This window comes from Janthinobacterium sp. SUN137, from assembly GCF_030587265.1.
GTDB lineage: Bacteria > Pseudomonadota > Gammaproteobacteria > Burkholderiales > Burkholderiaceae_D > Janthinobacterium > Janthinobacterium kumbetense.
This window is the reverse complement of sequence record NZ_JAPWHZ010000001.1, coordinates 1,091,206-1,117,067: the sequence shown is the minus strand read 5'-3', so window position 1 is coordinate 1,117,067 and position 25,862 is coordinate 1,091,206. Positions and strand designations below refer to the sequence as shown.

The following is a 25,862-nucleotide window of genomic DNA, read 5'->3' as shown; positions in this document are numbered from 1 at the left end:
CCTTCATCAACCGTATTTATTTTATTTTGTTAAGGCCAACATGATTCCAGTTCGCCTGATCGCGACGGGCAAGGCCGTGCCGTCGCAGAGTGTGACTTCCGCCAGCCTGGACCTGACTTTGGGCCATCCGGCTGGCTATACCCTGCGCAAGAGCGGCGTGCTGTCGCGCTTTGTCGCCGCGCCCGATGAATCGCAAAGCCAACTGGGCGCCGCCGCCCTGCTCGACGCGCTGAAGAATGCCAGCCTGCGTCCGGCCGACATCGACTTGTTGATCTGCGCCAACGGCGTGCCCGAGCAAGCGTTGCCGAATACGGCTTGCTTCGTGGCCGAACATGCGGGATTGCCACCAGGCACGCAAAGCTTCGACGTCAACGCCAGCTGCCTCAGTTTCATGGCCGCCTTCCGCGTGGCCGCGTCCATGCTGGCGGGCAGCGCCTACCGGCGCATCGCCATCGTTTCGTCCGACCTCGCCTCGCGCGGCGTCGACTGGAGCGAGCCGGAAGCGTCGATGATCTTTGGCGACGGCGCCGCCGCCGTCATCGTCGAGCGCGGCGATGGCAGCGCCGGCATCCGCGCCTACAAGATGGGCACGTATCCGGAAGGGCGGCGCTACTGCGAAATCCGCGGCGGCGGCACCGAGCGCAACCCGCGCAACGGCTGCGAACCGGGCGACTACCTGTTCCGAATGGATGGCAAGGCCGTGTTCCGCCTGGCCGTCAAGGTGATGCCGGATTTCCTGGCGGAATTAATGCTGGAATCGGGCGCGGGACTGGAAAAAGTCGACGTGGTCGTGCCGCACCAGGCCAGCCCGCTGGGGCTCGCGCATGCGGCGCGCATCCTCGACGTTCCCGATGCTAAAATCATCAAGATCTTTGAAACGCATGGCAACCAGGTGGCCGCGTCCTTGCCCACCGCCCTGCACGAGGCGGTGATGACGGGGCGGGCAGTGGCAGGCCAGCGTTTGCTGATGATGGGCACGGCCGCGGGTTTGACCATCGGCGGCATGATTCTTGACCTGTGAAGGTGGTGCGATGAGGCGGATACTGGTCACGGGAGCGACGGGCGGCTTGGGGCGCAATGCCGTGCGCACCCTGCTGGCGCAGGGCGTGGAAGTGCGCGCCACGGGCCGCAACGCCGCCGTCGGCCGCGAACTGGAACGCATGGGCGCGCAATTCGTCGCGCTCGACCTGGCACAGGCATCGCCACGCCAGGTCGATGAACTGGTGCGCGGCATGGACACCGTCTGGCACTGCGCCGCGTTGTCGTCGCCGTGGGGGCCGGAACGCGACTTCATCGCCGCCAACGTCACGGCCACGGGCCAATTGCTGCGCGCGGCCGCCAGCCTGCACGTGGCGCGCTTCGTGCACATCTCCACCCCGGCCATCTATTTCGACTACCGCAACCACCTCGAAGTGCCGGAAACCTTCCGCCCCGATACCTTCGTCAACGCGTATGCGCGCAGCAAGGCGATGGCGGAAAAGCTGGTGCAGGATTGCGTCGACCGCCACCGCGGCATGACGTGCGTGATCCTGCGCCCGCGCGCCATCTTCGGCCCGCACGACCAGGTATTGATCCCGCGCCTGGCGCGGGTGCTGCAGGAGCGCGGCGGCAAGCTGCCTCTGCCCAACGGCGGCGCGGCCACCATCGACATCACCTATGTCGACAATGTCGTGCACGCGATGTGGCTGGCCACCGTGCACAAGACCATCGCTTCCGGCGCCGCCTTCAACATCACGAATGGCGAACCGGCGCGCCTGTGCGACATCTTGCGCACCCTGTTCTGCGACCATCTGCGGCAGCCGTTCGAGATCGTCAGCGTGCCTTACCGCGTGCTGGCGCTGGTCGCGCGCCTGATGCAGTTCGCCTCGCGTTTTACCCGCCGCGAACCATCGCTCACGCCCTACAGCATCGGCGCGCTCAGTTTCGACATGACGCTCGAGAATGCCAAGGCGCGCAAGGTGCTGGGCTACCGTCCCATCGTCAGCCTGCAGGAAGGCATCGTCCTGACGGCGCAGTGGATGCGCCAGGAAGCGGCGGCGCACAAGGTGGGCAAGGAGCGCAATGGCTAGCATCACCGCGTTTCGCGTCGGCCACTGCACCCACCCTTCGTGCATGGTCTTGAAAGGCAGCGGGCTGGCCAGCCGCTGCTTCCCCTCGCGCGCCTACCTGATAGCGACGCGCGCGGGCCTGTACCTGTGGGACACGGGCTACGCCGAGCACTTCCGCGCCGCCACGTCGAAGGGCGTGTACCGCATATATGCGTGGGTGACGCCGATTTCCTTCGATGAGAGTGAATCGTTGCAGGGCCAGTTGCGCGCGCATGGCGTGGCGCCCGGCGATATCCACACCTTGCTGCTGTCGCACTTCCACGCCGACCATATCGCGGGCCTGCGCGACTTTCCCGGCGCGCGGCTGATGGCTTCCCAAACGGGCTGGGACGCCGTGCGGGGACTGTCCGGCGTGGCCGCCGTGCGCCAGGCCTTCGTACCGGAGCTGCTGCCAGCCGATATTGCGGATCGTTTGAGTTTTGTGGAAAGCGTGCCCGAGACGGCCTTGCCGGCGGCCCTGCTGCCATTCACGCACGGGCGCGACGTCAGCGGCACGGGTGAAATTTACATCGTCGACCTGCCCGGCCACGCCATCGGCCATCTGGGCGCCTTCGTGCTGCAGGATAGTGGCTGGACCTTGCTGGCGTCGGACGCGGCCTGGGTGCCGGAAAGCTTCCAGCAGCTGCGCGGACCGTCCGAACTGTCGTTTATCATCCAGCACAAACGCGCGCCGTACTACGCCACCCTGAACCGGCTGCACCAGCTGCACCAGTCGGGCAATGCGCACATCCGCATCACGCATGAAGACACGGCGGACTATGTTCCTGTGGCGGGCCGCCCGTGAAGCGTCTTTTCTGGCTGTTATTGTCGTACTGGCGCACGCGCCGCCTGCGGTTCACAAGCCGCGCGCAGCTGGGCGCCTACCAGCACAAGCAACTGGCGCGTTTCATCGAGGTGCTGTGCGCGCGCAGCGCGTATTTCGCCCCGTACCGCGATCTGCCCCTGGCGCAGTGGCCGACGATGAACAAGGCGCTGATGCTTGAACACTTCGACGCCATGAACACGCAAGGCATCACGCTGGCGCAGGCGATGGACGCGGCCATGGCGGCCGAGCATAGCCGCGATTTTACCCCCGCCGTGGGCGACATCACGGTGGGCCTGTCGTCGGGCACCTCGTCGCGGCGCGCCGTGTTTACCGTCAGCCCCCGCGAAAAGGCGCAATGGGCGGGCGTGATGCTGGCCAAGGCGCTGCCCGACGGCCTGTTTTCCGGCGAAAAAGTGGCGCTGTTCCTGCGCGCGAACAGCAATCTGTACACGGCCGTGCGCTCGCCGTGGCTGACCTTTGCCTTCTACGATTTGTTCGAACCGTTCGACAGCCTGTGCGCGCGGCTTGCGCAATATCAACCTTCCGTCATCGTCGCGCCGGCCCAGGTGCTGCGCCAGCTGGCCTTGCGCGTCATCGACGGCAGCCTGGCGCTGGCGCCGAAAAAAGTCATTTCGGTGGCCGAAGTGCTGGAAGCGCAGGACCGCGCGCTGATCGTGCAGGCGTTTGGCGCCGTGCATGAAATCTACCAGGCCACCGAGGGTTTCCTCGCCAGCAGCTGCGAGCATGGCGTGCTGCACTTGAACGAAGAGTATGTGCACATCGAGCCGCAGTGGCTGGACGCTGAACAGAGGCGCTTCGTGCCCGTGATTACGGACTTCACGCGCATCACGCAGCCCATCGTGCGCTACCGCCTGGACGACATCCTGCTCGCGCGCACCACGCCATGTCCGTGCGGCCGCGCCACGCGCGCCATCGACGGCATCGAAGGGCGCTGCGACGACATGCTGTTCTTGCCATCCTTGCCGTCGGCGAACGGCGGCGCACCCGTCGCCGTGTTTGCCGACGTATTGACGCGCGCGTTTGCGCAAGCCTTGCCGCCGGACGCCGATTACCGCCTGGTGCAGCAAGGCGAATCTGCCCTGCAGCTGCACGCGGCCCTGGATGCTGCCGGCCTGGCCGCCCTGCGCGCGCACCTGGCAGCGGTGCTGCGCGGCCTGGGCGTGGCCGTCGACGGCCTGGCCTGGACGGTGAGCGGCGAACTGCCCCCCTTTGACCCCACCATGAAACGGCGCCGCATCCGGCGCCTCGCAAGCGCATGAATCCTACTTCCATGACCGTACGCGGCCGCCTGCTGCACCTGCTGGCCGGCTGGGGCAGCGTCGGCCTCGTGTATTTTTCCAGCGACCTGCTGCAAGGGCAGGGCGTGCTGCTGCCGGAAACGGCCATCGACCGCGCCATCCCCTACACGGATGCCGCCATCTGGCTGTACCTGTCCTTCTTCATCCTGATTCCCTACGCCTATCTGGCGGCCGATGCGGCGAAGGTACGCTGGCTGGCGCGCGCCATGGCGCTTTCCGCGCTGGCTTGCGGCGTGGTCTTCCTGCTGTACCCGACCACGCTCGCGTATCCGCCCGTGGGCGAGGGCAGTGCCTGGAGCACGCAGGCGCTGCGCCTGCTGCAGGCGGCCGACTCCGCGCAAAACTGCCTGCCGTCGCTGCATGGGGCCCTGACATTGCTGTGCGTGTGGGCCTTGTGCGGCAGGCGCCACCTGCTGCGCTCCGCGCTGGCCGTGGTGCTGGGCGTGGCCATCTGCTATGCCATCATCGCCCTGCGCCGGCACGTGAGCATCGACCTGGCCGCCGGCCTGTTTGTTGGCGTCGCTGGCGGCATCCTGGCGAAAATGCAGGTATCCTTGGCTGCCCGCCGCGCCGTTTCCATAAAAACCGCATCATGATGAATCCCTTTGCCCTGTCGTTTTTGATCATGCTGGCCTTCGTGCTGGCCGAACTGCTGATCCTCAAATGGGTGCGCAAGACCCCCGTGCCGTGGAAGGACGTGATCTTCAACCTCAATTCCGGCCATATCCTGATGTGGGTGTTCCGCGGGGTGGAGGTGGCGGCGTTCGCCCTGCTGCTGCGCCATGCGAACCTGCACCTCGTCGACCAGTGGCCCGTGGCGGCGCAATGGGTCTTCGCCTTCTTTGCCTGGGATTTGTGCTTTTACTGGATGCACCGGCTGCACCATAAAATCCCCCTGCTGTGGGCCGTGCACGTGGTGCACCACCAGGGCGAGCATTTCAACCTGTCGCTGGGCGTGCGCAATTCCTGGTATTCGTCGCTGACGAATTTCCCCTTCATCGCCATCCTGGCCGTGCTGGGCGTGCCGCTGGAAGTCTTCCTCGTCGTCTCGTCCCTGCATTACACGGTGCAGTTCTACAACCACAATGCGCTGGTGAACAAGTCCGGCATCCTGGATAGCTTCATGGTCACGCCGTCGCACCACCGCGTGCACCACGGCACCGATAAACGCTACATCAACCGCAATTTCGGCGGCACGCTGTTGATCTGGGACAAACTGTTCGGCAGCTTCCAGCCCGAACTCGAGGGCGTGGAAATGCGCTATGGCGTGAAGGGCATGACACCAACGCATAACCCGCTGTTGGCCAGCAATGGCAAACTGTTCAAATGGCTGCGCGCGCGTTTCCCCCACTGGCAGTCGCGCGGCACTTTCCACGTGCCCGAGCTGTTCATCGGCACCGGCGGCGTGATCCTGTTTGGCCTGGTGATCTATTACGTCAACCATGAAGCGCTGCTGGCGGGCGCGCAGCAAGCCATCCTGTTTGCGCTGATCTTCGGCGGCACCCTGGCGCTGGGCGGCCTGTCGGATGCGAGACGCTGGGGCGCCATCGCCTGGGTCGCCATCGCCTTGGCCATGCCGGCCCTGTACCTGGGCTGGTATGGCGCGCGCGATGCGTGGGGCATGGCTTTCCTGGCCGCGCTGCTGGCGCATGGCCTCGACGGCGCGCGCCGCCTGTGGTGGCCGGCTGCGGCGAGGACGCGCGCGTGACGCAGCCTGTACCTTCGCTGCCGCCGCTGCGCTTCCAGCCCGCACGCGATTCCGCCTTCCGCTGCGAATTGCGCGCGCGCGCCGACGCCTACCTGGCGGACGAAGGAAAACACCGCTTCGGCGACGCGCGCCTGCATGCGAAAACCGTGTTCCTGGCCGCGCTGACGGTGGGGCTGTATGCGCTGGCGCTGCGCGCCGAAAGCACCTGGCCGTTTGTCGCCAGCTACGTGGCTTGCCTGGTCGCGGCCATGACCTTGGCCATGAATACCCTGCACGATGCGGCCCATAGCGCCATCTTCCGCCAGGGAGCCTGGAACCGCGTGCTGATCCGCCTGGTGAGCTTGCCCGTGGGCGTGGATACGGATTTCTGGACCATCCGCCACGTGCATTTCCATCACACGTATGCGAACGTGGAAGGCTATGACCTCGACACGGAACCGAATCCGTTTTTGCGCCAGACGCCATTCCAACGCTGGTCGCCGCAGTACCGCTATCAATACCTGTACTGGCCCGTGGTGGCGGCCCTGTCGCTGCCCTATTTGAACTGGTATGGCGACTGGCTGGACCGCTTCGGCAAGACGCCCGTGGCGGCGCACAGCCGGCTGCAGGGCTGGCGCGGCTGGCTGTCGTTCCTGGGCTGGAAGCTGGGCCATGTGGCGCTGGTGCTGGCGCTGCCCATGTGGGTGCTGCAGCAGCACGGCATCGGCTGGGGCGTGGTGCTGGGCGCGTATTTTGTGGGTCAGATGATCGCCTCGTGCGCGCTGGTGGCGCTGATCCTGGGCACGCACTGGGCCGAAGTCGAGTTTTTCCAGCCGGGCGCGGACGGTACGCTGCCGCACGACTGGTACCAGCACACGTTTTACACGTCTTGCGACTGGACGCCGCAGCCGCGCCGCCTGCGCTGGCTCGGTTACTGGCTCGGCGGTTTGAACCTGCACCTCACGCACCACTTGTTCCCCACCTGGAACCACCGCCACTACCCGGCGCTGGCGCGCATCCTGGCGGAACTGGCGCCGCGCCACGGTCTCGTGTACCGCGAACTCGGTTACGGCCAGCTGCATGCCTCGCAGCAGCAATTCCTGCGCGCCATGGGCCAGCCGCCCGCAAAGTCCTGACGAATCGTACTTGACTCGGTTTCTGTTCCGTCTTACATTTCTGTAACGACAGAAATAAGAGAAAATCATGAAATCAAGAACGCCTAACAGAACCGTAGCGAGCGGCAGTGATTTGTGGCCGAGAAGCGCAGCTGTGCTTGAGCACAGTGAGCATCGCAGACCGCAAAGCGCGACGCGGAGTAGATTATGGTAGGCGTTCTGAGTCCAACCACGCAAAAATACATTTTGCACTGGGGCGAGATGGGCACCCGCTGGGGCGTCAACCGCACGGTGGCGCAAATCCATGCGCTGCTGTTCCTGGCCAACGAACCCTTGACGGCGGAAGACATCGCGGCCAGCCTGAATGTGGCCAGGTCCAACGTCAGCAACAGCCTGAAGGAATTGCAAAGCTGGGGCCTGGCGCGCATCACGCACGTGATGGGGGACCGGCGCGACCATTTCGTGGCATTGCAGGATGTGTGGGAAATCTTCCGCGTCATTATGGAAGAGCGCAAGCGGCGCGAGATCGACCCCACCCTGACGGTGCTGCGCGAATGCGCGATCGAGGGCGAGCACGATGCGGCGATACCGCCGGCGACGCTGGAGCGCATGGGTGAAGTGCTGGCGTTTTTGGAAATGCTCAGCAGCACCTACAGCGACTATAAAAACCTGCCGCCGGCGACCCTGCAGCGCATGCTGTCGATGGGCGGCAAGGTGGCCAAGTTCCTCAGCCCGGAAGACAAACCGGGCAAGCGCGGGGAATCATGAACGGCCCCTCGGAAGGAGAACTGTTCAAGAAGGTGATGGGCGAGCAGTGGCTGACCCTGCACCCGGACATCCGCCGCCGCTTCGAGAAAAATCCCGCGCCGGGCCAGCCCCTGTACTACCGCGGTGAACTCAGTGAGCTCACCAGCTCGCGCCTGGGGAAATGCCTCGGCTGGCTGACGCGCCCCTTCATCGATGGCGCGCTGATTCCCCATGACGACCACGACTTCCCCGTGGATATCGAAGTCTATTCGCGCCCCGGCTGCCCCTTCATCTTCAAGCAGCGCACCTACCGCCTGCACGGGCGCGCGCCGATCCGCTTCACCTCCTATATGGCCGAAAGCGCGAAGGGCGAAGTGCTCGAATACGTGGGCATGGGCCTGGGCATGAAGCTGCTGCTCCACGTCGAGGATGGCAACCTGCACTTCACCAGCGACGGCTATTTTTGGGACCTGTTCGGCTGGCGCATGCCGCTGCCCGGCGTGCTCACGCCCGGCAAGACCTATCTGTGCCACCGCAACGAGACGCCGCAGCAGTTCAACATCCGCATCGAGATACGCCACGCGCTGTTCGGCACCACGTTCACCCAGGCGGGCGTGTTTCGCGAGTCCGCCGCACCGGAAATGAAGGAAACACCATGAATACGCATCTGCTGGCCCTGCAACTGATGGCGGCGCAAGGCTGCCTGGGCGCCTTCGACACCATCTACCACCATGAAATCACGGAGGCGCTGCCGCAAAAGGCCTCCGCACGGCTGGAATTGACCATCCATGCGACGCGCGCCCTGATCTACAGTCTGCTGTTCGTGGGCCTGGCCGCCTGGGAGTGGCATGGCGCCTGGGCCTGGGTGCTGGTCATCGTGTTTGGCGTGGAAATCGTGCTGACCCTGTGGGATTTCGTCGTGGAAGACCAGACCCGCCTCTTGCCCGCCACGGAGCGGGTCACGCACACGGTGCTGGCGATTAACGCGGGCGCCTTCATCGCCTTGCTGGCCCTGAACAGCAGCGAGTGGGCCACGTTGCCGACGGCCCTCGTGTGGCAGCCGTATGGCTGGCTCAGCGTCTTCCTCGCCCTGTGCGGCGTGGGCGTGGGCTTGTCCGGCCTGCGCGACGCGTATGCCGTGTGGCAGCTGGGCCGGCGCAAGGTGCAGGAAAAGCAAGAGCAGGAAGAGCACCTGCGCTTTGCCGTCGCGCCGCAGTCCGTGCTGGTGACGGGCGCCACGGGTTTCATCGGCCAGCAACTGGTCAGCGCCTTGCTGGCCGATGGCCACGCGGTGACGGTGCTGACGCGCCAGCCGAAACAGGCCGCCTGGACTTTCGATGGCCAGGTGCGCTGCATCGATTCGCTGGACGCATTGGCGGATGCGCAGCGCATCGACATGGTGGTCAACCTGGCCGGCGCGCGCATCGTCGGGCGGCGCTGGACGGAGGCGCGCAAGGCGGCGCTGCGCCGCAGCCGGGTGGCGCTGACGCAGGAGCTGGTGGCGTGGATCGCCCGCGCGCAGCACAAGCCGCGCGTACTGCTGTCGGCGTCGGCCATCGGCTATTACGGCGTGCAGCCGCAGGGCGACGCGACGGAGTTGACGGAGGAGAGCGCGCCGCAAGCCATCTTCATGTCGCAGCTGTGCCAGGAATGGGAAGCGGCCGCGCGCCAGGCGGAGGCATTTGGCGTGCAGGTGGGCTGCATGCGCTTTGGCCTCGTCTTCGGCCACCAGGGTTCGCTGCCGCAGATGCTGCTGCCGATCCGCTTCGGCGTGGGCGGCCCGCTGGGCAGCGGCAAGCAGTGGGTCACGTGGGTGCACGTGCGCGACGTCATCCGCGGCATCGCCCACCTGGCGCGCCGCAGCGAAGACCACGCGGTGAGCGGCGCGTATAACTTCTGCGCGCCGGAAGCCATCGAGCAGCGCCGCTTCGCCCGGGTGGCGGGCGCCGTGCTGCACCGCCCCAGCTTCCTGCCCACGCCGGCCTTCGTCATGCGCGCCATGCTGGGCGAGCAGGCCGACTTGCTGGTGGAAGGCCAGCGGGTCGCGCCGCGCCGGCTGCTCGGAGAAGGCTTTGCCTTCCGCTACCCACAGCTGGAAGGGGCGCTGCGCAGTTTATAAGTTGGCGTAAGATGGGGATGGGAGGAACCGAACCATGCCCCGTTTCAGCCATACGATAGACCACCATACCTATGCCTTCGCCAGCCTGAAGGAACTGCTGGCGAAGGCCACGCCGCCCCGTTCGGGCGATGTGCTGGCCGGCGTGGCGGCAGCCAGCGCGCGGGAGCGGGTGGCGGCGCAGCTGGCGCTGGCGGACGTGCCCTTGTTGACCTTTCTCAATGAGGCGCTGGTGCCGTACGAAGACGATGAAGTCACGCGCCTGATCATCGACAGCCACGAGCGCGCCGCCCTGGCGCCGATTTCCCACCTGTGCGTGGGCGATTTCCGCGACTGGCTGCTGGACGACGCGACGGATACGCCAACGCTGTCCCAGGTCGCCGCCGGCATCACGCCGGAAATGGCGGCCGCCGTCTCAAAAATCATGCGCCTGCAGGACCTGGTGCTGGTGGCCCGCAAGTGCAAGGTCGTCACGGCCTTTCGCAATACCCTGGGCCTGGAAGGCCGCCTGTCCACGCGGCTGCAGCCGAATCATCCGACGGACGACGCCACGGGGATTGCCGCCTCGATCCTCGATGGCCTGCTGCTGGGCAGCGGCGACGCCGTGATCGGCATCAATCCGGCCACCGACAATGTGGCGCAGGTGGTCTCGCTGCTGCACCTGCTCGATGCCGTCATTGATCAATATCAGATTCCCACGCAGTCGTGCGTGCTCACCCACATCACCAATACGCTCGAGGCGATACGCCGCGGCGCACCCGTCGACCTGGTATTCCAGTCGGTGGCGGGCACGCAGGCGGCCAACCGCAGCTTCGGCATCGACTTGTCCCTGCTGGCCGAGGGCCAGGCGGCGGCCCTGTCGCTGGGGCGCGGCACGGTGGGCAACAACGTCATGTATTTCGAGACGGGGCAGGGCAGCGCCCTGTCTGCCGGCGCACACCACGGCATGGACCAGCAAACGTGCGAGGCGCGCGCGTATGCGGTGGCGCGCGCCTTCCAGCCGCTGCTGGTCAATTCCGTGGTGGGCTTCATCGGTCCCGAATACCTGTACGACGGCAAGCAGATCATGCGCGCGGGGCTGGAAGACCATTTCTGCGCCAAGCTGCTTGGGCTGCCCATGGGTTGCGACGTGTGCTACACCAACCACGCGGAAGTGGACCAGGACGACATGGATGCCTTGCTGACCATGCTGGGCGTGGCCGGCTGCAATTTCATCATGGGCGTGCCGGGCGCGGACGACATCATGCTCGGCTACCAGAGCACCTCGTTCCACGACGCCCTGTACGCGCGCCGCGTGCTGGGCCTGCGTCCCGCGCCCGAATTCGCGGCCTGGCTGGCGCGCATGCGGATCACGGATGCGCAGGGGCGTCTGAACACGGCGCTGGCGCCCGCCTTCCAGGCGGCCCTGCTGCGCCTGGGCGACTAGGGAGGATACATGGACGAGAAAAGCCCGTGGCAGGCGCTGCGCGCGCATACGGCGGCGCGCATCGCGCTGGGGCGCCGCGGCGTCAGCGTGCCGACCAGCGCGCAGCTGGCGTTCCAGCTGGCCCACGCGCAGGCGCGCGACGCCGTGCACCTGGCGCTCGATGGCGGCGCCCTGGCGCAGACGCTGGCAGAACAGGGGCAAGCCTGCGTGCAGCTGCACAGCGCGGCCGCCACGCGTGCCGACTATCTGCAGCGGCCCGACCTGGGCCGCCGGCTCGACGATGCTTCACGCGTGCGGCTGGCCGCCTTGCCGCAAGGCGTGGATCTTGCGCTGGTGGCGGCCGATGGCCTGTCGGCGCTGGCCGTGCAGCGCCACGCGGCGCCCTTCCTGGCCGCCTTGCGCGCACGGCTGGCGCTGGAAGCGTGGACGCTGTCGCCGCTGCACATCGTGGCGCAGGGACGGGTGGCCATCGGCGACGAAATAGGGGAGTTGCTGAAGGCGCGCGCCGTGCTGGTGCTGATCGGCGAGCGACCGGGATTGAGTTCCCCGGACAGTCTGGGCCTGTACCTGACGTGGGCGCCAAAAACAGGCTTGCTGGACGAGCGCCGCAACTGCATCTCGAACGTGCGCCCGGAAGGGCTGGCGTATGCGCAGGCGGCGTACCGGCTGCATTATCTGCTGTCGCAGGCGTTCAGCCGGCAGCTGTCGGGCGTGGGCTTGAAGGATGAAACGGTGGCGGAAGGCGCGGCCCTGGCGGGCGCGCGCAACTTCCTGCTGGCGTGATCAGACTTCGCGGATTTCGTCCAGCGGCCAGCGCGGGCGCACATTGAACGAGTAATCGTGCTTGGCCGCCTGCGGGTTGATTTGCAGGCGCATGGCGCCGGCAAAGGCGATCATGGCGCCGTTATCGGTACAGAATTCCAGCTCCGGGTAATACACTTTGAAGCGCTTCTTGGCGGCGGCCGCGTTGAGCGAGGCGCGCAATTGCGCGTTGGCGCCCACGCCGCCGGCGATCACCAGGCGTTTCAAACCCGTGTGCTTGAGGGCCGCCACGCATTTGGCCGTCAGCACGTCGACGATGGCGTCGACGAAGCCGCGCGCGATGTTCGCCTTGTCCTGTTCGCAGATATTCGCGATGACTTTTTCTTCATGGTTCTTGACCACCGTCAGCACGGCCGTCTTCAAACCGGAGAAACTGAAATTGAAATCCTTCGAGTGCAGCATCGGGCGCGGCAGTTTATAGGCCAGCGGGTCGCCGAATTCGGCCAGGCGCGAAATGGCGGGGCCTCCCGGATAGCCGAGTCCCAGCAGCTTGGCCGACTTGTCGAACGCTTCGCCGGCCGCGTCATCGAGCGTTTCGCCCAGCATCGTGTACTGGCCCACGCCATCGACGCGCATCAGCTGCGTATGGCCGCCGGACACCAGCAGGGCGATGAAGGGGAATTCCGGCGGTTCCGACGCCAGCAATGGCGACAGCAGATGGCCTTCCAGGTGGTGGATGCCCAGCACCGGCTTGTTGATGGCCAGGCCCAGGCTGCAGGCTACGGAGGAACCCACGAGCAGCGCGCCGGCCAGGCCGGGCCCCTGCGTATAGGCGATGGCGTCGATCTCGGGCAGGGTGATGCCGGCCTTGGCCAGGGTTTCATCGAGCAGCGGGATGGCGCGGCGGATATGGTCGCGCGACGCCAGTTCCGGCACCACGCCGCCATATTGCTCGTGCATGGCTACTTGCGAGTAGAGGGCGTGCGACAGCAGGCCGCGTTGCGTGTCGTACAAGGCCAGGCCGGTTTCGTCACAGGAGGATTCGACGCCAAGAACAATCATGAAGGTACTGAATAGGGAGGAGTAATCCGCCATTGTAAAGGAAAGCCGGCTGGTCCACCGTGCGGCGGGCGCACCATTTCGGCGGCAGTGTGCACTTGCGCAGTGCGCCGCGCTGGGGTTTTTCCCCGCATGTTGGCCATTTTTCGCTCGTGCGGTACTGGCACCGCTCTTGCTTAGACAGGCGTGTGCCTTTCTCGAGGGAGCTAGCGATGTCGGAACAATGGAAAATGATTTGCCGCCTGAAGGACATGCCGCCGGCGGGCGCGCGCATGGTGCAGCGGGGCTTGGCGTGGCAGGACTTGCCCGGAGTGGCGTTGTTTCGCGCCCTGGATGACACGGTGTATGCGCTGCTCGACACGGTGCCTTGCCTGGGCGGCCCGCTGGCGCACGGGGTGCTGATGGAGAAAAACCTGATGGGGCCGAAGAACAGCTGGATCATCGAGCTCGATTCGGGCCGCCTGGTGGCGCCCGTGCAGGGCATGGCGCGCACGTACGCCGTGCGCATCCTGGACGGGCGCATCTACCTGGACGTCAATGAACTCAATATCCCGGCCAGCAAGGCGGAACAGGCGCTGGCGGGATCGTTCGCCGTGCTGCCGCATGTGCAGATGGCAGTGTGAAAAAAAAACGGCGCACAGGGCGCCGTTTTTCGTCTCCGCGAGAGGCTTACGCCGGGCGGTTCAACAAGTGCGCATGCGCGTCGCGCAGCATGGTCGCCGTCGTGTCCCAGTCGATGCAGCCGTCGGTGACGGAGCAGCCGTAGGTCAGTTGCGACAGGTCTTGCGGGATCTTCTGGTTGCCGCCGACGATGTTCGATTCGATCATCACGCCCACCAGCGAGCGGTTGCCCTGGCGGATCTGGTTGACCACGTCGGCCATCACCAGCGGCTGCAGTTCCGGCTTCTTGTAGCTGTTCGCGTGCGAGCAGTCGACCACCAGGTTGGCGGGCAGCTTGGCCTTGGCCAGTGCCTGTTCGGCGATGGCGATCGACACGGAATCGTAGTTCGGACGGCCGTCGCCGCCGCGCAGCACGACGTGGCCGTACGCGTTGCCGCGCGTGCGCACGATGGCCACGTTGCCTTCGCCGTTAATGCCCAGGAAGGAGTGCGGGTGCGCCGACGACAGGATGGCGTTGACGGCGATGCTGATGTCGCCATCGGTGCCGTTCTTGAAGCCGACGGGCGTCGACAGGCCGGACGACATTTCGCGGTGCGTCTGCGATTCCGTGGTGCGCGCGCCGATGGCCGTCCAGGCGATCAGGTCGCCCAGGTATTGCGGCGAGATGGGGTCCAGCGCTTCGGTGGCGGTGGGCAGGCCCAGTTCGCACACGTCGAGCAGGAACTGGCGCGCCTTTTCCATGCCTTCGTTGACCTTGAACGAGTCGTCCATGTACGGGTCGTTGATATAGCCCTTCCAGCCCGTGGTGGTACGCGGTTTTTCGAAATACACGCGCATCACCAGCAGCATCGTGTCCTTGACTTCCTCTTGCAGCGCTTTCAGGCGGCGCGCGTAATCGAGGCCGGCGACGGGGTCGTGGATCGAGCACGGGCCGACGACGACGAACAGGCGCTGGTCCTTGCGGTCGATGATGTTGCGCAGCGCTTCGCGGCCGCGGCTGACGGTGTCGAAGGCGCTTTCCGACAGGGGCAGCTTGGCGTGCAGTTCGGCCGGTGTCGGCATGGGCGCGAAAGAGGTGACGTTGATATTTTCGATGTCTGGCGTATTCATGATTCTGGCTCGGCTTTCGCTATTGCGTTCTTTAAGAGGCAATAGTGTAGCGGAAATGCGGCCTGGCGGCGGGGATGGGGCCAAAACTGGAATGGCTGAGTTGTTTTTATGGCAGGGCCGGCACGCCGCCGGCCCCTTGCTTCCGGGCGCTCAATGACCGCCGGCCAGGCTGGCGCCAACGCTGTAGCGGGCGATGCGCGGGTAGTTGCCGGCCAGCTCGGGCGGCCGGGACAGGCCGGGATGGCGCCGTACATGCGCGAGAATGGCGCTTTCGTGCTGGCGTATCTGCGTATCGAGGCAGGCGATTTGCTGGCGCAGCAATTGATGCAGCGCAATCTGGCCCGCATGGAAATGGGTTTCCAGGCGCGCCATTTCCTGTTGCCGCAGCTGCCGCACGGCTTGCAGGCGGCGCAGCCACTGGCGCAGCTCCATGTAGGCGGGCGAAGGCGGCGTCCAGGGGACAGGGCGTGCCGCCGCGCAATACTTGGCCAGCACCACGGCGCCGCGCACCGCGCCGCCGGGCAAGCCGCAGCCGCGCGCATACGCTTCCAGCCGCCCGGGCTCGGCATCGCAGACCAGCATGCCCATGCCGGCCAGCGCGCTGGCGGCCGCCTCGCTGTGCGCCTCGTTCACGCGCATGCAGACGCGCAAGCCCATGACGGACACGTCGTTCCTTTGCAGCCAGCTGCGCAGCCAGCGGTAGCCGGCCACGTCGTTTTCCAGCACCTTGCACAGCACTTCGCCGCCCGAGAGCAGCACGGCTTTCAGCAGCAGCTTGCTCGTTTCGATGCCGACGAAGGCCGTTTCCTGTTTGCTTGCGTGTTCCATGATGAGTCCTCCTGTGCAGTCTTATACGCAGCGGTGGCGCGTTTGGATGCAGTTCCATCCAAGAAATAGCTTGAAAGACTGTTGCATTGGCGTCCATGGCGGCTTCCAGCCCGTCTGCAAGGGGGAGAATCCGTGTAAACTGGCGCCATGACGACTGTTTCCATCCCCCATACCGATGTGGCCGGCGAGCCATTCCCCGCAGCACGTTTCATCAAGGAAATAGGGCGCGGCAAGAACGGCGCGCGCAGCATGACGCGCGATGATGCCCGCGCCCTGTACCGCGCCATGCTCGAGGGCCGCGTGTCGGACCTGGAATTGGGCGGCATTTTGTTGTCGATGCGCATCAAAGGCGAATCCGTGGACGAGATCGCCGGCTTCCTCGACGCGGCCGAAGCGTCATTCGTCCCGCTGGCCGCGCCGGCCGGCGAATTCGCGCCCATCATCATTCCCAGCTACAACGGCGCCCGCAAGATGGCCAATCTGACGGCCTTGCTGGCGCTGCTGCTGGCGCGCGCGGGGGCGCCCGTGCTCGTGCATGGCGTGACGGGCGACCCGGGCCGCATCACGACGGCCGAAGTGCTGGCCGCGCTGGGCGTGCCCGCCTCGCCCGACCATGCGCAGGCCGAGGCCGCCATGGCGCGCGGGGAAGCCGCCTTCCTGCCCATCGCCGCGCTGGCGCCGCGTCTGGCACACATGCTGTCCCTGCGGCGCGTGCTGGGCGTGCGCAATTCCACGCACACCCTGGTGAAAATCATGCAGCCGTTCGCCGGTCCCGCCCTGCGCCTGGTGTCGTACACGCACCCGGAATACCTGGAAATGCTCGGTGAATACTTCCTGACGGCATCAGATCCTGGGCGCGGCGACGCTTTCCTGATGCGCGGCACGGAAGGCGAAACGGTGGCCAATGCCAACAAGGCGCAGCAGATCGACTGGTTTCACGGGAGCGAACGCACGGTGCTGGTGGAAAAACAGTTGCTGGTGGAAGAGTTGCCGCACTTGCCGGCCGAGCGCGATGCAGTCACCACGGCCGCCTGGATCGCCGCCGTGCTGCGCGGCGAGGTGCCCGTGCCGCCGTCGATCGCCGGGCAGGTGGAGCAATGCCTGATGGCGTCGCGGCAGATTGCAGCACGGCCGCGCTAGCCGCGCCGCCGCAGTTTACAATGGCGTCTTTGTAATCAGCGGTGACCGGAATTCTTATGGCAAAACAATTTGATGTGGCAGTGATCGGCGCGGGCGCGGCCGGCATGATGTGTGCGGCTGTTGCCGCCCAGCAAGGCAAGCGCGTGGTGTTGATCGATCATGCGGCCAAGCTGGCCGAAAAAATCCGCATCTCGGGTGGCGGGCGGTGTAATTTCACCAATATTAACGCCACGCCACAAAATTTCCTCTCGGAAAACCCGCATTTCTGCAAGAGCGCCCTGTCGCGCTACACGCCGCAGGATTTCCTCGCGCTGGTGAAAAAATACCGGATCGGCTACCACGAAAAGCACAAGGGCCAGCAATTCTGCAATGAATCGGCCGAGCAGATCATCGAGATGCTCAAGGACGAGTGCGCCGCTGGCGGCGTGCATTGGCGCATGCCGTGCAAGATCGATAATGTTGCGCAGCAAGAAGATGGCGGCTTCGTGCTGCAGACGGACAGCGGCGACATCGAGACGGCCAGCATCGTCATCGCCACGGGCGGCCTGTCGATCCCGAAGATCGGCGCCACGGATTTCGCCTACCGCATCGCCAAGCAATTCGATTTGATGATGGTCGAACCCCGTCCGGCCCTGGTGCCGCTGACGTTCGACCCGGCCAGCTGGGCGCCGTTCGCGGAACTGTCCGGCATCGCGCTGGAAGTGGATGTGGAAACGGGCAGCTTGAAAGGCCGCAAGGCCACGGGCGCGCGCTTCCGCGAAGATTTGCTGTTCACCCATCGCGGCTTGTCGGGCCCGGCGATTCTGCAGATTTCCAGCTACTGGCTGCCGGGCGAGCCCATCGTCGTCAACCTGTTGCCGGAAGTGGACGTGGCGCAGACCTTGATCGAAGGCAAGGGCACCTTGAAGAAGCAGCTGGGCAATATCGTCGCGCAATGGCTGCCGCAGCGCCTGGCCGACTGTTTGCTGGCCGTCAACGGCCTGGCGCCGGATGCGCGCATCGCCGACATGCCCGACGCGCAGCTGCGCAAGCTGGGCCAGGCCATCAATGCCTGGTCCATCGTGCCGAACGGTTCCGAAGGCTATCGCAAGGCCGAAGTGACGCGTGGCGGCATCGACACGCGCGAACTGTCGCAGCAGACCATGATGGCGAATAAGGTGCCGGGCCTGTATTTCATCGGTGAATCGGTCGATGTGACGGGCTGGCTGGGCGGTTACAACTTCCAGTGGGCCTGGGCTTCCGGCGTGGCGGCAGGTATTGCCTTGCAGTAAGCAAGTCTGTAGGATGGGGTTCTGGCGCCCGGTGCGCCGACCCCGGTGCGTGGTTTACGCCACATTCCGGCAGCGACCGCAGGCTGCATGCCGCACGCAAGTGGGGGAGGGGCTTCCCTTTCCGAATAAAAGCTGCTACTATCTATCTCTTCCTATACACCACCTCAACGGTTTGAATTTTACATGACCACTATTCGCCTTAAAGAAAACGAGCCGTTCGAAGTCGCAATGCGTCGCTTCAAACGCACCATCGAAAAAACGGGTCTGCTGACCGAATTGCGCGCACGCGAATTCTACGAAAAGCCAACAGCTGAGCGCAAGCGCAAGCTGGCAGCTGCTGTCAAGCGTCATTACAAACGCATCCGCAGCCAACAACTGCCGAAAAAATTATTCTAAGACTGTTCAGTCAGAACCAACCCGGGTAGTTCGGCGCATTGTTCGCCACGGGTTTTGTTTTGATTCGCCTGAAGTGATACTTCAGATGAGTCGCATACCCGCTCCGGTTCGCCGCAGCGGGTTTTCGCTTTTGTGGCTGCCTGCTTGGAGAGCACAGATCAGCATCGAACCCCACTTACCAACACGAGGATTGCCATGAGCTTGAAAGAACAAATTACCGAAGACATGAAAAACGCCATGCGCGCCAAGGAAGCGGGCAAGCTGGGCACGATTCGCCTGTTGCTGGCGGAAATCAAGCGCAAGGAAGTCGACGAGCGCATCGAATTGACGGATGCCCACGTGACGGCCATCGTGGAAAAGATGATCAAGCAGCGCAAGGATTCGATCACCCAGTTCGAAGCCGGTGGCCGTGCCGACCTGGCCGACATTGAAAAAGCCGAGCTGGTACACCTGATCGGCTACATGCCTGCGGGCCTGTCGGAAGAAGAAGTGGCGGCCGAAGTGGCTGCCGCCGTGGCCGCCTCGGGCGCCGCCGGTCCGCAAGACATGGGCAAGGTCATGGCCATCGTCAAGCCGAAGCTGGCTGGCCGCGCCGACATGACGGTGGTGTCCGCCCTGGTCAAGAAAGCCTTGACGCCGGCAGCGTAAGCATACAATAGTAGCAAGGGCTGCCAGCCGTCGCGCTGGCAGCCTGTTAACAGCCCACACGTTGACCTGGCTCAACCTCAGGCCGCGTGCGGTAGTATAGTCTGACCTATAACAAGACCCGCCCTAGCCAGTGATACCTCAATCCTTCATTTCCGATTTGCTCAACCGCGTCGATATCGTCGACGTCGTGGGGCGCTATGTGCAACTGAAAAAAGGTGGCGCCAATTTCATGGGCTTGTGCCCTTTCCACAGTGAAAAATCGCCCAGCTTTACCGTCAGCCCCACCAAGCAGTTCTATCACTGCTTCGGCTGTGGCGCGCATGGCACTTCGATCGGCTTCCTGATCGAGTACTCGGGCATGGGCTTTGTCGACGCCGTCAAGGACCTGGCGCAGAACGTGGGCATGGTCGTGCCGGAAGCGGACGACAAGATCCCGCCAGCCCAGCGCGCGCAGATCCAGGCGCAAAGCCTGGCCCTGTCCGACGCCATGACGCAGGCGTGCGATTATTATCGCGGGCAATTGCGCCACGCACCGGAAGCCATCGCCTACCTCAAAAACCGGGGCTTGACGGGCGAAGTGGCCGCTCGCTTCGGCATGGGCTTCGCGCCCGGCGGCTGGGACAACCTGCGCTCCGTCTTCCCCGACTACGATGTGGTAGCCCTGGCCGAAGCGGGCCTGGTGATCGACAAGGTCGATGAAGAGGGCAACAACCGCAAGCGTTACGACCGTTTCCGCGAACGCATCATGTTTCCGATCCGCAATACCAAGGGCCAGGTCATCGCCTTTGGCGGCCGCGTGCTCGACCATGGCGAACCGAAATACCTGAACTCGCCGGAAACCCCCTTGTTTTCCAAGGGTTTCGAACTGTATGGCTTGTTCGAGGCGCGTCAGGCCATCCGCGACGCCGGCTATGTGCTGGTGACGGAAGGCTATATGGACGTCGTTGCCTTGGCGCAAATGGGTTTCCCGCAAGCCGTGGCCACCCTGGGCACGGCGTGCACGCCCACCCACGTGCAAAAACTGCTGCGCCAGACGGATAACGTGATTTTCAGCTTCGACGGCGACAAGGCCGGCCGCCGCGCCGCGCGCCGCGCGCTGGAAGCGAGCCTGGCCCACGTGTCGGACAATAAAACCATCAAATTCTTGTTCTTGCCGTCGGAACACGATCCGGACAGCTACATCCGCGAATTCGGCGCCGAAGGTTTCGAGCAGCAAGTGCATGAAGCCATGCCGCTGTCGCAGTTTTTGCTGAAAGAAGTGTCGGGCGAGCATGATCTGTCGGAGCCGGAAGGGCGCGCCCGCGTGCAGTTCGACGCCAAGCCGCTGCTGCAGCTGATGGCGCCGTCGTCCCTGCGCCTGCAGATCGTGCGGGGACTGGCGCAGCTGACGCAGTCCACGCCGGCCGAGATCGAAGCCCTGTTCGAGCTGGCGAAACCCGTTGCCGTGGCGCACCGCGCGCCGCCGAAATCGGGCCGCCCCGTGCCTGTCGGCCTGGAATTAAAGATCATGCGCATGCTGGTGGCGCATCCGCCGCTGACCATGCGCATCGACGAGGCCGCCCTGGCCGCCTTCCAGCACCTGGGGCCGGATGCGGCGCACAGCCTGGGGCAACTGGTGGCCGTGGGCCAGGCGCTGGGCGAGCACGGCAGTTTTGCCGCGCTGGCGCAGCAGTTGAAGGAGCTGGGCAGCGAGTACGATGAGATCATCGGCGAGATCGCGGCCGGTACGGAATCCGATTACGACAGTGAATTGTCGTGGCTGGTGAGCACCATCCGCGAGATCAAATTGAATGCCTTGAAGGCGGAATTGCAGCAATTGTTTGCGTCGGGTTTGCCATCCGAGAAAATTGGTGTACGCTACCGCGAAATCATGCAGGAGCAGGGGGCGCTGGAGCGCGAGCGCGATGCCGAGTTGGTGAATCGCTAACCTTGCCTTGAGGGTATGGCGCGCACTGGAAAAACATTTTTCGCGTGCTATAATTAAATGCTAAGTATTGTGTGCTTTGGCAAGCTAGTTCTGTTTCGTAAATAGTATTTGTTTTCAGTAAGTTAGGCTCTTGATCGGCGCGGTGGATCGTGTCGGCAGCCAGGGCCAACTGGCGTTTTCGGCGTTGCGGGCAAGGCTCGCAGACGCTGGCAAGCCGCGCCAGGCTCTCGCTCCCAACGCGGTCGATGCAGGAATTTTTGCCGAGGCGGCTGGCAACAGCCGGTGGACAGGAATTGCTGCGCTTCCCGCGGATCGTGGCCGATGAGGTGTAAGTAACGTAACAGTGTCGAATTTGCGTAGTCGGCAGGTTCGAAGATGGTGGTTCCCGCAGGTAGACAGGGAACTGGCAGCAAACTTTATCCTAATCCACCGTAAAGCAAGTCGTTGTGTAATCGAAAGCGCCTGTGCCAATCAAGAAACCCGAATCCAAAGCGGCTGCAAAGCCCACTAAAGTTACCACGAAAGCCGAAAAGGCGCTCGACCGGCCAGAAGCGCGCGTTACCAGCGCGCCCGTGGTCAGCCAGACCACCGACGCTGCCACCCTGGCAGCCATCGATACGTCCGGTTATGTCTTGCCGTCGGTAAAAGTGCCAGGCCGCCGCGGCCGCAAGCCAAAAGAATTCCAGCCAGAAAATGATGAAGTCGCCGCCCTGAACGCCGTCGAGCGGGCCGAACTGAAGGCCGTCGACAAGGCCAAGGCCAAGGACCGCAAGGCGAAAGAGCGCGCGCTGCTGAAGGACGCGTTCTCGTCCGATACGGAAGCGAGCGAGGAAGAACTCGAGCGCCGGCGCCAGAAACTCAAGACCCTGATCAAGTTCGGCAAGGAACGCGGTTTCCTCACGTACGCGGAAATCAACGATCACTTGCCCGAAAACATAGTCGATCCGGAGGCCATCGAAGGCATCATCGGTACCTTCAATGACATGGGTATCGCCGTCTACGAGCACGCGCCCGATGCGGAAACGTTGTTGCTGTCCGATAACGTTGCCGTCGTCACCAGCGATGACGAGGCGGAAGCTGCGGCCGAGGCCGCATTGTCGACCGTCGACTCCGATTTCGGCCGCACCACCGACCCCGTGCGCATGTATATGCGCGAAATGGGCTCGGTCGAGCTGCTGACGCGCGAAGGCGAGATCGAGATCGCCAAACGTATCGAAGATGGCTTGAAAGACATGATCCAGGCCATTTCCGCCTGTCCCGTGACGATCGCTGAAATCATCGCCGCTGCCGACCGCATCGCCAACGAAGAGATCAAGATCGACGAAATCGTCGACGGTCTCGTCGATGAAAACGAGCCGCTCGCCGCCGCCCCTGTCGTCGCCGCTCCCGTCGAGGAAGACGAGGAAGAAGGCGAAGCGGAAGAAGAGGAAGAAGAAGAGGAAGAAGAAGCGAGCGCTTCGGGTGCCGCCGGTTTCTCCGCGGAACAGCTGGAAACCCTGAAACGCACGGCGCTGGAAAAATTCGCCGTCATTTCTCAGCAATTCGACAAGATGCGCCGCGCCTTCGAAAAAGAAGGCTACAACTCGAAACCGTACGCCAAGGCGCAGGAAGCCATTTCGCAAGAATTGCTGGGCATCCGCTTCACGGCCAAGGTGGTGGAAAAGCTGTGCGACACCCTGCGCGGCCAGGTCGACGAAGTGCGCCATATCGAAAAGCAAATCCTCGACGTGGCCGTGAACCGCTGCGGCATGCCGCGCGCCCACTTCATCAAGGTCTTCCCGGGCAATGAAACCAACCTCGACTGGGTCGATGGCGAAGTCAACGCAGGACACGCGTACAGCGCCATCTTGGGCCGTAACATTCCGACCGTCAAGGAACTGCAGCAACGCCTGATCGACCTGCAGGCGAGGGTCGTGTTGCCGCTGCCGGACTTGCGCAACATCAACCGCCAGATGGCGGCCGGTGAAATGAAGGCGCGCAAGGCCAAGCGCGAAATGACGGAGGCCAACTTGCGCCTGGTCATTTCGATCGCCAAGAAATACACGAACCGCGGCCTGCAATTCCTCGATTTGATTCAGGAAGGCAATATTGGCCTGATGAAGGCCGTCGACAAGTTCGAGTACCGCCGCGGCTACAAGTTCTCCACGTATGCGACGTGGTGGATCCGCCAGGCCATCACGCGCTCGATCGCCGACCAGGCGCGCACGATCCGCATTCCCGTGCACATGATCGAGACGATCAACAAGATGAACCGGATTTCCCGCCAAATCCTGCAGGAAACGGGCGCGGAACCCGATCCGGCCACCCTGGCGATCAAGATGGAGATGCCCGAGGACAAGATCCGCAAGATCATGAAAATCGCCAAGGAACCGATCTCGATGGAAACGCCGATCGGCGACGACGACGATTCCCATCTGGGCGACTTCATCGAGGACAACAACACCCTGGCGCCGGCCGACGCGGCCCTGCACGCATCCATGCGGGGCGTGGTCAAGGACGTGCTCGATTCTTTGACGCCACGCGAAGCGAAAGTGCTGCGCATGCGTTTCGGCATCGAGATGTCCACCGACCACACGCTGGAAGAAGTGGGCAAGCAATTTGACGTGACGCGCGAGCGCATCCGCCAGATCGAAGCCAAGGCGCTGCGCAAGCTGCGCCACCCATCGCGCTCCGACAAGCTGAAAAGCTTCTTGGAAGGCAACTAGAAGCCAATAGGGCTTGACGTGCGCCCCTGATACCCCTATCCTCGCGTGTCCGTTTCCAAAACGGCCGCGCGAGGCGAGCATCAACAGCGCCGCCACGCCGCAGTCCCCGGGCCTCTAGCTCATGCTTGGTTAGAGCAGCGGACTCATAATCCGTTGGTGCCGTGTTCGACTCACGGGAGGCCCACCAATTAAATCAAGGACTTAGGTGAAAACCTAAGTCCTTTTGTATTTCTACTGTCAACAAAGTGTCAACCGAGTTTTATCGTTTAGCTAGCGCTCTTGGGCGGTCACGTTTGAGACTCAAGCTGCTTTAAGGCTGGCCAATGGGTTGAGGTGTTTTGCCTCTTGCAAATGTTCTGGGGCCAGGTGCGCATAGCGCATTGTCATTGTCAGACTTGCGTGTCCTAGGATGCGTTGCAAGACTAAGATATTACCGCCATTCATCATAAAATGACTGGCAAACGAATGCCTAAGGCAGTGCGTCAGTTGGCCGTCTGGAAGTTCGATTCCTGTTCTTCCAACTCCCTCCCGAAATGCAGAATACGCATAGCCAAATATTCGCGCACCATCCCCGTGTGCTTTGTAGTGTGCTTCGAGGTCGCTTTGCAATTCATCTGAGATTGGAACGGACCTTACCTTGCCGGACTTCGTTTTAGCGAATTGAATTTGTCCGTCTCTTACTTGGGTAGAGCGTAGCTCTTCCGCTTCGCTCCAGCGAGCGCCAGTACTCAAGCACACTCGGGTCACCAAGAAAACATGTGGGTTCTGTGCTGTTTTTAGTTCTAACAACAGCTTTTCTATCTGTTCGTAGGTTAGATATGAAAGTTCAGTTTGCTGGACCTTGAACTGTCGTAATTTTCCCAGTGGATTTTCCGCATTCCAGTAGCCTAGCCTTGCTAGCTCATTGAAGACAGAGCGTAGGTAAGCGTGTTCTCGGTTCATGCTATTCGCAGACAGACCTGCTTCTAGCCGTCTTGTTCGATACTCAGCGAACATGCTTGCATTAAAATTGCTGGCGATGGGGTCGCCGATCGCGTTAGCCATTGAGAGCAAGCGTTGTTTGGTATCCACCCCGGAACTGAGTCCAGTACCGTGGTAATCGAACCATAGGCCGATTAGGGCAGATAGCTTTCTTAAGTCTTTCTTCTTCGGTGCCCAATCTGCATCTTGACTTACCTGAGACTTGAGCCAAGCCTCATGCGCCTTCGCCTCTGCCTGCGTCTTGAATGTCTTCCGGAAGCGTTTTCCTCCTCTGCCGTTCGGTTGAGAGTCTACTAACCATCCACTGCTACTTTTTTTGATCGCCATCTGTTTTGCCAGCCTTATGTCTGAAATCGGGAAGATCATCTAGGTAGTTCTCCTCCGATTCTGGATATCTCTCGGTGTTCCGCGCTTGCCTAAAGCTTGAAATGTAATGTTCAATTTCTTTGAAACGCATTTCTTCCGTGCCGATTAGGGCTATTCTCTCCGCGCTGGATATTCCTCCGTCCCCCTTGTCATTCCTGCGTTGGTCAATCACTTCCCTCGTGGAAATTACTTCTCTGAAAAAACGACTGGAATAGGGTGATGCCTTGTCCTCCCACAACCCTAAATAGTCGAGCGTTTCGTCCTTGTTGGTGGCGATGCCAACGTGACCTGCGACTGGATCAGGGGTGCCAGTTACTAGCCAAAATGCATGTTCTGGCCATACTTTACTGACGCTTTCGATCATCTCTGCCGTTGGTCGTTGTCCCTTAGTGAATGCTTTCCGCCAGCTGACTGCGGCGATTCCAGATACCTCCTCTAGTTCTTTGAAGCGACGTGCTTCATGCGTTTTGGCACTAATAAGCGCCTGAAATCTATCAAAAAGGGTTTTTGAGCTTGACATTGGGTATTTATGGTATTAATGTGCGTACCATTGGTACTCGGCAGAGTACGTTTTGGGCGAATGTTAGGGTCATTATGGTCAATTCTCAAGTAAATTTCCAGTCGATTCCAGTGCCATTGATGACGCGCGAAGCATTTGCGTCTGCTATTGGCCTGCCACTCGGTGTTTTAGTCGGTCAGTGTGAGCGAGGCTATTGGCCGCAGGT

Annotated in this window: 24 protein-coding genes and 1 tRNA gene; 20 read left to right on the top strand and 5 right to left on the bottom strand. The window is 63.0% G+C overall.

Annotated features, from left to right (window positions below; all coding sequences use genetic code 11):
- Positions 1-40 precede the first annotated feature (40 nt).
- The 12 genes from O3298_RS05080 to eutC all read left to right on the top strand — a co-directional run bounded on the left by O3298_RS05080 (position 41) and on the right by eutC (position 12,106).
- The gene (locus O3298_RS05080; protein ID WP_289903648.1) at positions 41-1,021 is read left to right on the top strand and encodes a 3-oxoacyl-[acyl-carrier-protein] synthase III C-terminal domain-containing protein; all 981 of its coding nucleotides are present in this window, start codon (positions 41-43) and stop codon (positions 1,019-1,021) included.
- Positions 1,022-1,031: 10 nt separating this feature from the next.
- Positions 1,032-2,069, top strand: a complete 1,038-nt coding sequence (locus O3298_RS05075) for an NAD(P)-dependent oxidoreductase (protein WP_305058670.1) — start codon at positions 1,032-1,034, stop codon at positions 2,067-2,069.
- Entirely contained in the window at positions 2,062-2,892 is an 831-nt protein-coding gene (locus tag O3298_RS05070) for an MBL fold metallo-hydrolase (protein ID WP_305058669.1), read from the top strand. The genes O3298_RS05075 and O3298_RS05070 overlap by 8 nt, the downstream gene beginning before the upstream one ends.
- On the top strand, positions 2,889-4,193 hold the full coding sequence (locus O3298_RS05065; protein WP_305058668.1) for a F390 synthetase-related protein: 1,305 nt from the start codon (positions 2,889-2,891) through the stop codon (positions 4,191-4,193). Before O3298_RS05070 ends, O3298_RS05065 begins: the two co-directional genes overlap by 4 nt.
- The gene (locus O3298_RS05060) at positions 4,190-4,828 is read left to right on the top strand and encodes a phosphatase PAP2 family protein (protein WP_305058667.1); all 639 of its coding nucleotides are present in this window, start codon (positions 4,190-4,192) and stop codon (positions 4,826-4,828) included. Before O3298_RS05065 ends, O3298_RS05060 begins: the two co-directional genes overlap by 4 nt.
- The gene (locus tag O3298_RS05055; protein ID WP_305058666.1) at positions 4,825-5,940 is read left to right on the top strand and encodes a sterol desaturase family protein; all 1,116 of its coding nucleotides are present in this window, start codon (positions 4,825-4,827) and stop codon (positions 5,938-5,940) included. Before O3298_RS05060 ends, O3298_RS05055 begins: the two co-directional genes overlap by 4 nt.
- A complete protein-coding gene (locus tag O3298_RS05050; protein WP_305058665.1) occupies positions 5,937-7,055 on the top strand; it encodes an acyl-CoA desaturase in 1,119 nt (372 codons plus the stop codon). The genes O3298_RS05055 and O3298_RS05050 overlap by 4 nt, the downstream gene beginning before the upstream one ends.
- A gap of 186 nt (positions 7,056-7,241) precedes the next feature.
- Complete coding sequence (locus O3298_RS05045) at positions 7,242-7,802, top strand: GbsR/MarR family transcriptional regulator (protein WP_257218865.1); 561 nt, start codon at positions 7,242-7,244, stop codon at positions 7,800-7,802.
- Positions 7,799-8,440: a DUF4166 domain-containing protein gene (locus O3298_RS05040; protein WP_251351739.1), complete on the top strand. Its 642-nt coding sequence runs from the start codon at positions 7,799-7,801 to the stop codon at positions 8,438-8,440. The genes O3298_RS05045 and O3298_RS05040 overlap by 4 nt, the downstream gene beginning before the upstream one ends.
- A complete protein-coding gene (locus O3298_RS05035; RefSeq protein ID WP_305058664.1) occupies positions 8,437-9,900 on the top strand; it encodes a TIGR01777 family oxidoreductase in 1,464 nt (487 codons plus the stop codon). Before O3298_RS05040 ends, O3298_RS05035 begins: the two co-directional genes overlap by 4 nt.
- Before the next feature lie 34 nt (positions 9,901-9,934).
- Positions 9,935-11,323 carry an ethanolamine ammonia-lyase subunit EutB gene (locus O3298_RS05030; protein WP_305058663.1) on the top strand — a complete coding sequence of 463 codons (1,389 nt, stop codon included), beginning with the start codon at positions 9,935-9,937 and terminating at the stop codon, positions 11,321-11,323.
- Between the two features lie 9 nt (positions 11,324-11,332).
- Complete coding sequence (gene eutC, locus O3298_RS05025) at positions 11,333-12,106, top strand: ethanolamine ammonia-lyase subunit EutC (RefSeq protein ID WP_305058662.1); 774 nt, start codon at positions 11,333-11,335, stop codon at positions 12,104-12,106.
- On the opposite strand, the gene tsaD is transcribed toward eutC, so the two are convergent.
- The gene (gene tsaD / locus O3298_RS05020; protein WP_251351735.1) at positions 12,107-13,147 is read right to left on the bottom strand and encodes a tRNA (adenosine(37)-N6)-threonylcarbamoyltransferase complex transferase subunit TsaD; all 1,041 of its coding nucleotides are present in this window, start codon (positions 13,145-13,147) and stop codon (positions 12,107-12,109) included.
- A gap of 209 nt (positions 13,148-13,356) precedes the next feature.
- Here tsaD and O3298_RS05015 point away from each other — a divergent pair, with 209 nt between their 5' ends.
- Positions 13,357-13,767, top strand: coding sequence for a nitrite reductase (NAD(P)H) small subunit (locus O3298_RS05015; RefSeq protein WP_099666638.1), 411 nt, complete (start codon positions 13,357-13,359; stop codon positions 13,765-13,767).
- 46 nt (positions 13,768-13,813) lie between these two features.
- On the opposite strand, the gene O3298_RS05010 is transcribed toward O3298_RS05015, so the two are convergent.
- Together O3298_RS05010 and O3298_RS05005 are read right to left on the bottom strand one after the other, a co-directional pair.
- Complete coding sequence (locus O3298_RS05010) at positions 13,814-14,875, bottom strand: 3-deoxy-7-phosphoheptulonate synthase (protein WP_099666639.1); 1,062 nt, start codon at positions 14,873-14,875, stop codon at positions 13,814-13,816.
- 150 nt (positions 14,876-15,025) lie between these two features.
- Positions 15,026-15,703, bottom strand: coding sequence for a hypothetical protein (locus O3298_RS05005; protein WP_305058661.1), 678 nt, complete (start codon positions 15,701-15,703; stop codon positions 15,026-15,028).
- A 147-nt stretch (positions 15,704-15,850) separates the two neighbouring features.
- Between O3298_RS05005 and ybiB the strand changes: the two genes are divergently transcribed.
- The 7 genes from ybiB to O3298_RS04970 all read left to right on the top strand — a co-directional run bounded on the left by ybiB (position 15,851) and on the right by O3298_RS04970 (position 23,977).
- Complete coding sequence (gene ybiB, locus O3298_RS05000; RefSeq protein WP_305058659.1) at positions 15,851-16,843, top strand: DNA-binding protein YbiB; 993 nt, start codon at positions 15,851-15,853, stop codon at positions 16,841-16,843.
- 56 nt (positions 16,844-16,899) lie between these two features.
- Complete coding sequence (locus tag O3298_RS04995; protein WP_305058658.1) at positions 16,900-18,114, top strand: NAD(P)/FAD-dependent oxidoreductase; 1,215 nt, start codon at positions 16,900-16,902, stop codon at positions 18,112-18,114.
- A gap of 183 nt (positions 18,115-18,297) precedes the next feature.
- On the top strand, positions 18,298-18,510 hold the full coding sequence (gene rpsU, locus O3298_RS04990) for a 30S ribosomal protein S21 (RefSeq protein WP_008451879.1): 213 nt from the start codon (positions 18,298-18,300) through the stop codon (positions 18,508-18,510).
- A gap of 195 nt (positions 18,511-18,705) precedes the next feature.
- The gene (locus O3298_RS04985) at positions 18,706-19,158 is read left to right on the top strand and encodes a GatB/YqeY domain-containing protein (RefSeq protein WP_076567823.1); all 453 of its coding nucleotides are present in this window, start codon (positions 18,706-18,708) and stop codon (positions 19,156-19,158) included.
- 130 nt (positions 19,159-19,288) lie between these two features.
- Complete coding sequence (gene dnaG, locus O3298_RS04980; RefSeq protein ID WP_099666643.1) at positions 19,289-21,085, top strand: DNA primase; 1,797 nt, start codon at positions 19,289-19,291, stop codon at positions 21,083-21,085.
- Positions 21,086-21,549: 464 nt separating this feature from the next.
- Positions 21,550-23,790 carry an RNA polymerase sigma factor RpoD gene (gene rpoD / locus O3298_RS04975; RefSeq protein ID WP_305058657.1) on the top strand — a complete coding sequence of 747 codons (2,241 nt, stop codon included), beginning with the start codon at positions 21,550-21,552 and terminating at the stop codon, positions 23,788-23,790.
- A gap of 108 nt (positions 23,791-23,898) precedes the next feature.
- Positions 23,899-23,977 (top strand) — tRNA-Ile (locus O3298_RS04970).
- A gap of 113 nt (positions 23,978-24,090) precedes the next feature.
- Here O3298_RS04970 and O3298_RS04965 read toward each other — a convergent pair.
- Both O3298_RS04965 and O3298_RS04960 read right to left on the bottom strand, forming a co-directional pair.
- Positions 24,091-25,137, bottom strand: a complete 1,047-nt coding sequence (locus O3298_RS04965; protein WP_305058656.1) for a tyrosine-type recombinase/integrase — start codon at positions 25,135-25,137, stop codon at positions 24,091-24,093.
- Entirely contained in the window at positions 25,079-25,657 is a 579-nt protein-coding gene (locus tag O3298_RS04960; protein WP_305058655.1) for a hypothetical protein, read from the bottom strand. The genes O3298_RS04965 and O3298_RS04960 overlap by 59 nt, the downstream gene beginning before the upstream one ends.
- Positions 25,658-25,862: the final 205 nt, after the last annotated feature.

What these genes read in the sequence shown, in the direction of transcription:
- O3298_RS05080 (WP_289903648.1), top strand. Translation starts at nt 41, where the DNA reads ATGATTCCAGTTCGCCTGATCGCGACGGGCAAGGCCGTGCCGTCGCAG.
- O3298_RS05075 (WP_305058670.1), top strand. Translation starts at nt 1,032, where the DNA reads ATGAGGCGGATACTGGTCACGGGAGCGACGGGCGGCTTGGGGCGCAAT.
- O3298_RS05070 (WP_305058669.1), top strand. Translation starts at nt 2,062, where the DNA reads ATGGCTAGCATCACCGCGTTTCGCGTCGGCCACTGCACCCACCCTTCG.
- O3298_RS05060 (WP_305058667.1), top strand. Translation starts at nt 4,190, where the DNA reads ATGAATCCTACTTCCATGACCGTACGCGGCCGCCTGCTGCACCTGCTG.
- O3298_RS05055 (WP_305058666.1), top strand. Translation starts at nt 4,825, where the DNA reads ATGATGAATCCCTTTGCCCTGTCGTTTTTGATCATGCTGGCCTTCGTG.
- O3298_RS05045 (WP_257218865.1), top strand. Translation starts at nt 7,242, where the DNA reads ATGGTAGGCGTTCTGAGTCCAACCACGCAAAAATACATTTTGCACTGG.
- O3298_RS05040 (WP_251351739.1), top strand. Translation starts at nt 7,799, where the DNA reads ATGAACGGCCCCTCGGAAGGAGAACTGTTCAAGAAGGTGATGGGCGAG.
- O3298_RS05035 (WP_305058664.1), top strand. Translation starts at nt 8,437, where the DNA reads ATGAATACGCATCTGCTGGCCCTGCAACTGATGGCGGCGCAAGGCTGC.
- O3298_RS05030 (WP_305058663.1), top strand. Translation starts at nt 9,935, where the DNA reads ATGCCCCGTTTCAGCCATACGATAGACCACCATACCTATGCCTTCGCC.
- eutC (WP_305058662.1), top strand. Translation starts at nt 11,333, where the DNA reads ATGGACGAGAAAAGCCCGTGGCAGGCGCTGCGCGCGCATACGGCGGCG.
- tsaD (WP_251351735.1), bottom strand. Translation starts at nt 13,147, where the DNA reads ATGATTGTTCTTGGCGTCGAATCCTCCTGTGACGAAACCGGCCTGGCC.
- O3298_RS05015 (WP_099666638.1), top strand. Translation starts at nt 13,357, where the DNA reads ATGTCGGAACAATGGAAAATGATTTGCCGCCTGAAGGACATGCCGCCG.
- O3298_RS05010 (WP_099666639.1), bottom strand. Translation starts at nt 14,875, where the DNA reads ATGAATACGCCAGACATCGAAAATATCAACGTCACCTCTTTCGCGCCC.
- O3298_RS05005 (WP_305058661.1), bottom strand. Translation starts at nt 15,703, where the DNA reads ATGGAACACGCAAGCAAACAGGAAACGGCCTTCGTCGGCATCGAAACG.
- ybiB (WP_305058659.1), top strand. Translation starts at nt 15,851, where the DNA reads ATGACGACTGTTTCCATCCCCCATACCGATGTGGCCGGCGAGCCATTC.
- O3298_RS04995 (WP_305058658.1), top strand. Translation starts at nt 16,900, where the DNA reads ATGGCAAAACAATTTGATGTGGCAGTGATCGGCGCGGGCGCGGCCGGC.
- rpsU (WP_008451879.1), top strand. Translation starts at nt 18,298, where the DNA reads ATGACCACTATTCGCCTTAAAGAAAACGAGCCGTTCGAAGTCGCAATG.
- O3298_RS04985 (WP_076567823.1), top strand. Translation starts at nt 18,706, where the DNA reads ATGAGCTTGAAAGAACAAATTACCGAAGACATGAAAAACGCCATGCGC.
- O3298_RS04965 (WP_305058656.1), bottom strand. Translation starts at nt 25,137, where the DNA reads ATGATCTTCCCGATTTCAGACATAAGGCTGGCAAAACAGATGGCGATC.
- O3298_RS04960 (WP_305058655.1), bottom strand. Translation starts at nt 25,657, where the DNA reads ATGTCAAGCTCAAAAACCCTTTTTGATAGATTTCAGGCGCTTATTAGT.